Annotated in this window: 7 protein-coding genes; 6 read left to right on the top strand and 1 reads right to left on the bottom strand. The window is 71.1% G+C overall.

Annotated elements, in window-relative coordinates; translation table 11 throughout:
• The first annotated feature begins 194 nt into the window (after positions 1–194).
• The 4 genes from clpA (at position 195) to AC1MIR_RS23240 (ending at position 4,808) form a co-directional block, all read left to right on the top strand.
• The gene (gene clpA / locus AC1MIR_RS23255) at positions 195–2,546 is read left to right on the top strand and encodes an ATP-dependent Clp protease ATP-binding subunit ClpA (RefSeq protein ID WP_480030562.1); all 2,352 of its coding nucleotides are present in this window, start codon (positions 195–197) and stop codon (positions 2,544–2,546) included.
• A gap of 94 nt (positions 2,547–2,640) precedes the next feature.
• Positions 2,641–2,982: a carboxymuconolactone decarboxylase family protein gene (locus AC1MIR_RS23250; protein ID WP_480030727.1), complete on the top strand. Its 342-nt coding sequence runs from the start codon at positions 2,641–2,643 to the stop codon at positions 2,980–2,982.
• Positions 2,983–2,986: 4 nt separating this feature from the next.
• Positions 2,987–3,682, top strand: a complete 696-nt coding sequence (locus AC1MIR_RS23245; RefSeq protein WP_480030561.1) for a substrate-binding domain-containing protein — start codon at positions 2,987–2,989, stop codon at positions 3,680–3,682.
• Between the two features lie 145 nt (positions 3,683–3,827).
• Positions 3,828–4,808, top strand: a complete 981-nt coding sequence (locus AC1MIR_RS23240) for a Bug family tripartite tricarboxylate transporter substrate binding protein (RefSeq protein WP_480030560.1) — start codon at positions 3,828–3,830, stop codon at positions 4,806–4,808.
• Positions 4,809–4,830: 22 nt separating this feature from the next.
• On the opposite strand, the gene AC1MIR_RS23235 is transcribed toward AC1MIR_RS23240, so the two are convergent.
• Positions 4,831–5,736, bottom strand: a complete 906-nt coding sequence (locus tag AC1MIR_RS23235) for a hydrogen peroxide-inducible genes activator (RefSeq protein ID WP_480030559.1) — start codon at positions 5,734–5,736, stop codon at positions 4,831–4,833.
• Between the two features lie 246 nt (positions 5,737–5,982).
• Here AC1MIR_RS23235 and katG point away from each other — a divergent pair, with 246 nt between their 5' ends.
• Together katG and AC1MIR_RS23225 are read left to right on the top strand one after the other, a co-directional pair.
• A complete protein-coding gene (gene katG, locus AC1MIR_RS23230; protein WP_480030558.1) occupies positions 5,983–8,190 on the top strand; it encodes a catalase/peroxidase HPI in 2,208 nt (735 codons plus the stop codon).
• Between the two features lie 151 nt (positions 8,191–8,341).
• Positions 8,342–10,774, top strand: a complete 2,433-nt coding sequence (locus AC1MIR_RS23225; RefSeq protein WP_480030557.1) for a glycoside hydrolase family 65 protein — start codon at positions 8,342–8,344, stop codon at positions 10,772–10,774.
• Positions 10,775–10,915 lie beyond the last annotated feature (141 nt).

Below are 10,915 nucleotides of genomic sequence, written 5' to 3'. Positions count from 1 at the left end.
CGCCCCGCGGACCCGACGGGGCCGAAGTGCCGTTCAGCCTCCCCGGCCTGGGAAGGCCCCCGGCGGTCGCGCGACCCGACGCAAGACGCCGGGGCGCCTCTGTCGCATGGGGGAGGGAGTGACCACATGGTGGGCAACCCCGGCGGGGGCGCTCCGGTGAGCGCCTCGGCCACCCGTTAGGGAGCGTCAAGCCAATGCTGTCCCGAAACCTCGAGCAGACGCTCCACCGCGCCCTTGGCCTCGCCAATGAGCGTCGGCACGAATACGCCACCCTCGAGCATCTGCTCCTCGCCCTCGCCGACGACGTGGACGCCGCCACCGTGCTGCGCGCCTGCGGCGTGGACGCGGAGAAGCTGAAGCGCGACCTGTCCGAGTTCCTGGACAAGGACCTGGCCGGGCTGGTCTCCGACCGCGCCGGGGATGCGAAGCCGACCGCCGGCTTCCAGCGCGTGGTCCAGCGCGCCGCGATCCATGTGCAGTCCTCCGGCCGCGACGAGGTCACGGGCGCCAACGTGCTGGTCGCCTTGTTCAGCGAGCGCGAATCGCATGCGGTGTATTTCCTGCAGCTGCAGGACATGACCCGGCTGGATGCGGTGAACTTCATCAGCCACGGCATCGCCAAGGCGCCGGGCCGGTCCGCCACCCGCCCGGTGCAGGGCAGCCAGACCCCGAACAACGAGGATGCGCCGGAAAAGGAAGAGAAGCCGCAGCGCGGCGGCCGCGGCCAGGACGCGCTCTCCAACTACTGCGTCAACCTCAACAAGAAGGCGCAGCAGGGCAAGATCGACCCGCTGATCGGCCGCGACAGCGAGATCGAGCGGACCATCCAGATCCTCTGCCGGCGCACCAAGAACAACCCGCTCTATGTCGGCGATCCCGGCGTCGGCAAGACTGCCATCGCCGAGGGGCTGGCCAAGCGCATCGTCGAGGGCGACGTGCCCGAGGTGCTGCTGAAGTCCACCATCTACGCGCTCGACATGGGCAGCCTGCTCGCCGGCACGCGTTATCGCGGCGACTTCGAGGAGCGGCTGAAGGCCGTGGTGAACGAGCTGGAGAACCAGCCGGGCTCCATCCTCTTCATCGACGAGATCCATACGGTGATCGGCGCGGGCGCGACCAGCGGCGGCGCGATGGACGCCTCCAACCTGCTGAAGCCGGCGCTGGCGCAGGGCACGCTGCGCTGCATCGGCAGCACGACCTACAAGGAATACCGCAACTACTTCGAGAAGGACCGCGCGCTGGTCCGCCGCTTCCAGAAGATCGACGTCAACGAGCCGACGGTCGAGGATGCGGTGAAGATCCTGCAGGGCCTCAAGACCAACTACGAGAAGCACCACAAGGTCCGCTACACGCCGGAGGCGATCCGCGCCGCGGTGGAGCTCTCGGCCAAGTACATCCATGACCGCAAGCTGCCGGACAAGGCGATCGACGTCATCGACGAGGTCGGCGCCTCGCGCATGCTGCTGCCGGAGAACAAGCGGCGGAAGACGGTGACGCTCAAGGACGTCGAGGAGATCGTCGCGAAGATCGCGCGCATCCCCCCCAAGAGCGTCAGCAACGACGACAAGGAAGTGCTGCGTACGCTGGAGCGTGACCTGAAGGGCATGGTGTTCGGCCAGGACAAGGCGATCGAGGCGCTTGCCGCCGCGATCAAGCTGTCCCGCGCCGGCCTGCGCGACCCGGAGAAGCCGATCGGCAACTACCTGTTCGCGGGCCCCACCGGCGTCGGCAAGACCGAGGTGGCGAAGCAGCTTTCCAAGACGCTCGGCATCGAGCTGATCCGCTTCGACATGTCGGAATACATGGAGCGGCACAGCGTCTCCCGCCTGATCGGCGCGCCGCCGGGCTATGTCGGCTTCGACCAGGGCGGGCTGCTGACGGATTCCATCGACCAGCATCCGCATTGCGTGCTGCTGCTCGATGAGATCGAGAAGGCGCACCAGGATCTCTACAACATCCTGCTGCAGGTGATGGACCACGGGAAGCTGACGGACCACAACGGCAAGACCGTGGATTTCCGCAACGTCATCCTGATCATGACCACGAATGCGGGCGCCGCCGACCTCGCCAAGCCCGCCATCGGCTTCGGCCGAGAGACGCGCGTGGGCGAGGACCAGGAGGCGATCCAGCGGCTGTTCACGCCGGAATTCCGCAACCGGCTCGACGCCGTGATCTCCTTCGCGGGCCTCTCGGCGGAGATCGTGGCGCGCGTCGTGGACAAGTTCGTCATGCAGCTCGAGGCGCAGCTGGCGGACCGCAACGTGACCATCGAGCTGTCCTCCGCGGCGCGGGAATGGCTGGCGGAGAAGGGCTACGACCCGCTCTACGGCGCACGGCCGCTGGCCCGCGTGATCCAGGAGCACATCAAGAAGCCGCTGGCGGAGGAGCTGCTGTTCGGCAAGCTCGCCAAGGGTGGCGCGGTGAAGGTGGGGCTGAAGGACGGCGCGCTCGCCTTCGACTACATCGAGGCCGCGCCGCCGGCCCTGCCGAAGCCGGAAGAGGGCGAGGGCGACGCGCCGGAACGCGAGCCGGAGACGGCGGAGTAACGTCCCGGCGCCACTGGCGAAGTTACGGAAGGCGTGGTCCTGTGGGCCACGCCTTTTTCCGTGAGGGACGACCCGCATGACCACCGACACCCGCATCGAGGACTGGGACGGCTACAGCGCGGCGCTGCGCGAGCGCGGCAAGGAATTCACCGCGCTGCATCCCGAGCTGATCCGGGGCTTCGGCGCGCTGAGCCGCGGTGCCGCGACGACGAAGCACCTCGATGCGAAGACCCGCGAGTTCATCGCGCTCGCGGTCGCGGTGACCACGAAGTGCCAGGGCTGCATCGACGCCCATGTCCGCAAGGCGAAGGCCGCCGGCGCGACGAAGGAGGAGATCGTGGAGGCGCTCGGCGTCGCGGTGGCGCTCAATGCCGGCGCTGCCCTGACCTATTCCTTCCACGCGCTCGACGCCATGGACGGCGCGGGCCAGGGCTAGCGCCGTGCAGCCGGCCGGCCCGCTCCGCATCCTCTCCACCCTCGGCGTCGCCGGCGTCGTGCGGGGGCTGTTGCCAGAAGCCGCTGCGCGCGGCTTCGCGCCGGACTTCCGCTTCGACCCCACCGCCCGCCTGCTGGAGGCGATCCGCGCCGGCGCGCGCGGCGATGTCGCGATCCTCACCGCGGAGGGCATCGCGGAGCTTGCCGGGGCGGGCCTGCTGGCGGGCGGGGCGAGCACCGCCCTCGCCCGCTCCTTCATCGGCGCGGCGGTGCGCGCGGGCGCGCCGCGGCCGGACATCGGCTCGGCCGAGGCCTTCCGCCGCACGCTGCTGGCGGTGCCCTCGCTCGCCTATTCGCGCGCGGGGGCGAGCGGCATCTTCTTCGCCGCGCTGATCGAGCGGCTCGGCATCGCCGCCGAGGTCAACGCCAAGGCGCGCATCATCCCGCACGGCTTCACGGCGGAACTCGCCGCGCGGGGGGAAGTGGCGCTGGCGATCCAGCAGGTGAGCGAGCTGATGGCGGTGCCGGGCGTGGACGTGATCGGCACCCTGCCGGCCGAGGTGAACACCTGCGTGACCTTCGCCGCCGCCAGCTTCGCCGGGGCGCCGGCGGCGGCGGGCGCGTTCATCGCCTGGCTGGGCGCGGCGATGACGCCGGATCTGCTGCGCGCCGGCGGGCTGGAGCCGCCCGAGGCGCGATAGCCGCTCGCGCCCGGTTTCGCCGCCGGCCGCGGGGCCGGGTCGCCGGGTCTGGCAATTGCGGCCGATCTCAGTATGGTGCCGGCGCAATCAATCGGCCGTGCCGACCCGCATGGGAACGGCGCCGCCATGTCAGGGAGAGTCCAGCTTGCAGACCCGTCGCCGCACCCTTTCGCTTGCCCTCGCCGCCGGCCTCGCACCCGTTGCAGCCCAGGCACAGGGGACATCCGCCTGGCGGCCCACGCGTCCGGTCCGCCTCGTCGTCCCCTTCGCCCCGGGCGGGTCCAACGACATCGTCGGGCGCATCATCGCCGAGGCAGCGAGCCAGCATCTCGGCCAGCCGATCGTGGTGGAGAACCGCGCCGGCGCCGGCAGCATGATCGGCGCGGAGAATGTCGCGCGCTCGGCGCCGGACGGCTACACGGTGCTGATCAACAGCGCGCATGCGACGGTCCCCGCCATCGTGGCGCGGGTGCCCTACGATACCGTCAAGGACTTCGTCGGCGTCGCGGTGGCCGGCTTCTCCCCCTATGTGCTGGCGGTGAGCCCGCGCGTGCAGGCGCAGACGGCGCAGGAACTCGTCGCGCTGATGAAGGCCAATCCGGGCCGCTTCAACTTCGCCACCGCGGGCATCGGCAGCGGCGTGCATGTGGCGGCGCTGCTGTTCACCTCCACGGCCGGCGTGACGGCGGAATTCGTGCATTACCGCGGCGGCGGGCCGAGCGTTGCGGCGCTGGTTTCCGGCGAGGCGCAGGTGGGCTCGCCGACCATGGCGTCCTCCCTCGGCCAGGTGCGCGGTGGCGGCGTCAGGGCATTGGCAGTGCTGGCCGAGCAGCGCTCCCCGGCGCTGCCGAACGTGCCGAGCGCGCCGGAGGCCGGACTGCCGCGCGTGGTCGTCGAGGAGTTCTTCCCGATCCTCGCCCCGGCCGGCACGCCGGCGCCGATCGTCGCCGGGCTGGGGGCCGCCTTCCGCGCCGCGATCCAGCAGAGCACGAGCCGCCTCAACGAGCTGGCGGGCGTCTCCCCGCGCGACGGCTTCGATACCTCCGACAAGGTGATGAAGCTGGTCAGCGACGGGGTCGCCCAGTACACGCAGATCCTGCGCGCGGCCGGCGTGCAGGCCGAGTAGCCGGTTGCGCGGCGGCGGGGCGTCAGATCGTCCCGCCGGCCGCGCCTTCCGCGAAGCCGCGCAGCCGCGCGGCGATCACGCCACCCACCGCCTCCACCGCCGCACGCTGTGGGAAGCGCGCCCGCCATGCGATGCGCACCGTTCGCCCGGCGCGCGCCGCCAGCGGCCGCAGCACGATGCCGGCATCTTCCGCCGCGCCCGCCGCGAGGCCGGGGATCAGCGTGGTGCCGTAGCCGGCGGCCACCATGTTGAGCAGCGTCGGCAGGCTCGAAGCCCGCAGCGCGCCGCCGAGCGCCCCGCTGCGGCCGCAGGCCGCCAGCGCCTGGTCGCGCAGGCAATGCCCGTCCGCCAGCACCAGGATGTCCTCCGCCAGGTCTTCCTCGGCCACCGCCTGCCGCGCGGCCAGGCGATGCTCGGGGGGCAGGGCGGCGAGGAAGGGTTCGTCGAACAGCGCCATGCTTTGCAGGTCCGGGCCGTCCGCCTCTGTCGCCAGCAGCAACGCGTCCAGCTCATGCGCGCGCAGCCGCTCGAGCAGGGCCGCGGTCTGGTCCTCCCAGGGCTCCACCTCCAGCGCCGGCAGCGCGGCGCGCAGCGGGGCGAAGACCAGCGGCAGCAGATAGGGGGCGAGGGTCGGGATGATGCCCAGCCGGAAGCGGCCTGCCAGTGGATCGCGCAGGCTGCGCGCCACGGTGAGGATGGCGTCCGCCTCGGCGACCGCGGCGCGCACATGGGCGAGCAGGCGCTCGCAGGCGGGCGTCGGCGCCACCGCCTTGCTGCTGCGCTCGAACAGCGCGACGCCGAGCAGGTCCTCGAGCCGGCGGATCTGCACCGAGAGCGTCGGCTGGCTGATGCCGCAGGCCTCGGCGGCGCGGCCGAAATGGCCATGCTCGGCGACGGCCAGCAGGTACCGCAGGTCGCGCAGATTCATCGGGTCAAGCGCCCTGTCCCTATAGTCAGCGGCTATCGTCCCGGTTACGCGCCGGGGCTTCCATCTATCCTTCTGCGCCGGCTAGATGGTGGCAAGAGGACCGTGCCAGCGATTCCGCGGCGACAGGCACCCGGAAGCGGGACTGTCCACTGCCGCCCTGACGATGTAACGCTACGGTCTTCCCAAATTCTGGTGACCTTGCCCTAAGGTCCCGGCCGCATAACCTTACCAGTATTGGAGGGATCCATGGACGGAACTGCTCAGAGCGCCGGCAAATGCCCGGTGATGCACGGCAAGCCGACGGCAGCGCGCTTCTCGACCCGGTCCAACCGTGACTGGTGGCCGAACGCGCTCAACCTGCGCATCCTCAGCCAGCACTCGGCCAAGTCCAACCCGATGGGGCCGGGCTTCAGCTATTCCGAGGCCTTCAAGACGCTCGATCTTGAGGCGCTGAAGCAGGACATCTTCAAGGTCATGACCACCTCCCAGGAGTGGTGGCCGGCCGATTACGGGCATTACGGTCCGTTCTTCATCCGCATGGCCTGGCATGCGGCCGGCACCTATCGCACCGCCGATGGCCGCGGCGGCGCCGGCAATGGCGCGCACCGCTTCGCGCCCGAGAATTCCTGGCCCGACAACGGCAACCTCGACAAGGCGCGCCGCCTGCTGTGGCCGGTGAAGCAGAAATACGGCAACCGGATCAGCTGGGCGGACCTCTTCGTCTTCGCCGGCAACTGCGCGATCGAGTCCATGGGCCTCAAGCCCTTCGGCTTCGGCGGCGGCCGCGTGGACATCTGGGAGCCGGAGGAGGACATCTACTGGGGCTCCGAGGACACCTGGCTCGGCGACAAGCGCTACAGCGGCGACCGTGAGCTCGAGAACCCGCTGGCCGCCGTGCAGATGGGCCTCATCTACGTCAATCCCGAGGGCCCGAACGGCAACCCCGACCCGATCGCCTCGGGCCGCGACATCCGCGAGACCTTCGCGCGCATGGCGATGAACGACGAGGAGACGGTCGCGCTGGTCGCGGGCGGCCACACCTTCGGCAAGGCGCATGGCGCGGGCCCCGCCGAGCATGTCGGGCGCGAGCCGGAAGGCGCGCCGATGGAGCAGATGGGCCTCGGCTGGATCAGCACCTGGAAGTCGGGCAAGGGCGGCGACGCCATCACCTCCGGCATCGAGGGGGCCTGGAAGCCGCACCCGACGAAGTGGGACATGGGCTACTTCGACATGCTGTTCGGCTACGAGTGGGAGCTGCACAAGTCGCCCGCCGGCGCGCATCAGTGGCACCCGAAGGACCGCGCCGCCTGGACGCTGGTCGAGGACGCGCACGACCCGTCCAAGCGCCACCCGCCGATGATGACGACCGCCGACATGGCGATGAAGATGGACCCGATCTACCGGCCCATCTCCGAGCGCTTCCACAAGAACCCGGACCAGTTCGCCGACGCCTTCGCCCGCGCCTGGTTCAAGCTGACGCATCGCGACATGGGCCCGAAGGTCCGCTACCTCGGCGCGCTAGTGCCGAAGGAGGACCTGATCTGGCAGGACCCCGTCCCGCCGGTGACGCACAAGCTGGTGGACGCGGCGGATGTCGCGGCGCTGAAGGCGAAGATCCTCGCCGCCGGCCTCACCGTCTCGCAGCTGGTCGCCACCGCCTGGGCCTCGGCCTCGACCTTCCGCGGCTCCGACCGCCGCGGCGGCGCCAACGGCGCGCGCATCCGCCTCGCGCCGCAGAAGGACTGGGATGCGAACCAGCCCGCGCAGCTCGCGACGGTGCTGGCGAAGCTCGAAGCCATCCAGGCCGAGTTCAACGCCGCGGCGAAGGACGGCAAGCGGGTGTCGCTGGCCGACCTGATCGTGCTGGGCGGTTGCGCCGCGGTGGAGAAGGCGGCGAAGGACGCCGGCCATGACGTGACGGTGCCCTTCGCGCCCGGCCGCACGGACGCGACGCAGGAACAGACCGATGTGGACAGCTTCGCCCCGCTGGAGCCGGAAGCCGACGGCTTCCGCAACTACCGCAAGGGCCGCTTCACGGTCTCGGCCGAGGAGCAGCTGGTGGACAAGGCGCAGCTGCTGACGCTGACCGCGCCGGAGATGACGGTGCTGGTGGGCGGGCTGCGCGTGCTCGGCGCCAATCACGCCGGCTCGCCGCATGGCGTGCTGACCAAGACCCCGGGCAAGCTGACGAACGACTTCTTCGTCAACCTGCTCGACATGGGCACCGCCTGGAGCCCGACCGACGAGACGGCCGAGGAGTTCCAGGGCCGCGACCGCGCGACGGGCACCGTGAAGTGGACCGGCACGCGGGTGGACCTGGTGTTCGGCTCGAACTCCCAGCTCCGCGCGCTGTCCGAGGTCTATGCCCAGGACGATGCGAAGGCGAAGTTCGTGAACGACTTCGTGGCGGCCTGGAACAAGGTCATGATGCTGGACCGCTTCGACCTCGCCTGAGGTCGCGGCAGGGCGCCCGGATGCCTCGGTGCATCCGGGCCGCCCGCGAGTGAAGCGGCCGGGACGGCGAGCCCGGCCCGCCTGACGTGCGTCACAGGGGGAAGCGGCGCCGCGCCGCTCCCGTCCCGCGCGCCGAAGGAGAGATGGACGCATGCTGCGCCTGCGCCAGCCGCCGCCCGCGGACACCTTCCCGCCACGTCCCTGGATGCTGGAGGCGGTGCGGTTCGGCCCCGAGCTCTCGGCCTGGTTCGTCGGCCAGGCGGAGACGATGTTCGCGCTGGCCAATGGCCATCTCGGCATCCGCGGCATGCTCGACGAGGGCGCGCCGGTGCGCGAGCCCGGCGTCTATCTCAACGGCTTCCACGAACTCCGCCCGATCACCTATGGCGAGCGCGCGCACGGCTTTCCGCGCGTCGGGCAGAGCATGCTCAACCTGCCCGACGGCACGCCCATGCGGCTCTATCTGGGGGGCGAGCCCTTCCTGCTCGACCGTGCCGAGCTGCTGTCCTTCAGCCGCCGGCTCGACATGCGCGCGGGCCTGCTGGAGCGCCACGTCGCCTGGCGCACCCCGTCCGGCTGCCGGCTCGCGCTGCGCACCATCCGCCTCGTCGCGCTGCACGACCGCCACCTCGCCGTGATCGGCTGGGAGCTGGAGGCCGAGGATGCGGCGCTGCCGGTCGTGCTCTCCTCGGAGATGGCGCTGCGGCCGCCATTGCCCGTCGATCCCGACGATCCGCGCCTGGCGGAGCCCGCCGCGAGCACGCGCGTGCTGCGGCCGACCGGACAGGACGCGGCGCGGATGCGCGCGGTGCTGGGCTTCGCGACCCATGGCTCGGGCCTGCTGCTCGGCTGCGGCATGGACCATGTGGTGGAGGACGCGGCGCGCCTCACCGTGCCGCCGGAGACGGTCTGCCACGAGGCGCGGGCCGAGATCGTGTTCCAGGCCGAGGTCTCGCCGGGTCGCCCGTTCCGCCTGTGGAAGGCGCTGGCCTACCATTACGACGGCGGCGACGGCGCGACGCCGGAGGAGCTGCGCGAGCGTGTCGGGCGCAGCCTGGACGCGGCGTGCCGGCTTGGCCTGCCCGGCATCCTGGCGGAGCAGCGCCGTCGCGTCGGGCGCTTCTGGGAACGCGCCGATGTCGAGGTGGAAGACACCGACCCCCATCGCCAGCAGGTGATCCGCTGGAACCTCTACCAGCTCATGCAGGCCTCGGAGCGCGTGGAGGGCCACGGCATCGGCGCGCGGGGACTGACCGGGCGCACCTATGAGGGGCACTACTTCTGGGACACGGAAATCTACGTGCTGCCCTTCCTGATCTACACCAACCCGGCGATGGCGCGCAGCCTGCTGGCCTTCCGCCACGGCATGCTGGACAAGGCGCGGGAGCGCGCGCGCGAACTCGGCCATCGCGGCGCGACCTTCCCCTGGCGCACGATCGACGGCCGCGAGGCCTCCGCCTACTACGCCGCCGGCACGGCGCAGTACCACATCAACGCCGACATCGCCTTCGCGCTGCGCCGCTACGTGGAGGTGTCGGGCGACGCCGCCTTCCTGCGCAGCCACGGCGCGGAGATGCTGGTGGAGACGGCGCGGCTGTGGCGCGACCTCGGCTTCTTCTCGCCGCGCCATGGCGGGCGCTTCTGCATCAACGGCGTCACCGGCCCGGACGAATACGCGACGGTGGTGAACAACAACCTGTTCACCAACCTGATGGCGCGCGAGAACCTGCGCTACGCGGCCGAGGTGGCGGAGGCGATGCGCCGCGACCACCCGGAGGACTTCGCGGAACTGGTCCGCCGCACCGGGCTCGAGGCGGTGGAGCCAGCCGGCTGGCGCGAGGCCGCGGAGCGGATGTACCTGCCCTGGGACGAGCGGCTGCGGATCCATCCGCAGGACGACAGCTTCCTCGACAAGGAACCCTGGGACTTCGCCGGCACGCCGGAGAACAACTACCCGCTGCTGCTGCACTACCACCCGCTCAACCTCTATCGCGCGCAGGTGATCAAGCAGGCCGACACGGTGCTGGCCATGTTCCTGCTCGGCGACAGCTTCACGCGGGAGGAGAAGAAGCGGAACTTCGACTACTACGATCCGATCACGACGCATGACAGCTCGCTGTCGGTCTGCGTGCAGGCGATCGTCGCGGCGGAGGTCGGCTACATGGCGAAGGCCATGGAGTATTTCCGCTTCGCCGCGGAGATGGACCTCGCCGATGTGGGGGGCAACATGCAGCACGGCGCGCATGTCGCCTCGATCGGCGGCACCTGGATGGCGCTGGTGCAAGGGTTCGGGGGCTTGCGCGACCATGGCGGGCGCATCGCCTTCAGCCCGCGCCTGCCGCGGGAATGGCGCGCCCTGCGCTTCCCGCTGGCCATCCGCGGATCGCGCCTGCGGGTCGAGATGCGCCACGACGTCACCACCTATCGGCTGGAAGCCGGCGCAGCGCTGACGCTCTTCCATGACGGGACGGAGGTGCAGCTGACCGCGGCGGCGTCCATTGCCACCCTGCCGACGCCCGCGCTGCCGCCCGAGCCGGTGCCGGAGTTCCCGCCCGCCCCGCGACCCGCCCCGCCGGCAGACTGATCCGGGCGGCGCGTCACCCCGCCGCGGGTTCGACGCGCACCTCGGAGAGGTCGCCCCTCGCGGATCGGGGTCGCGGGGAAGTGCCCGCCCCATGCCCCGTCCAGGACCGCGTAGCGCGCGGCGCCGGCGCCCCAGGCGGCG

It is taken from the genome of Falsiroseomonas sp. RANM36 (assembly GCF_056682175.1).
Note: the sequence above shows the minus strand (reverse complement) of the source record. Positions and strands in the feature narration are given on the sequence as shown.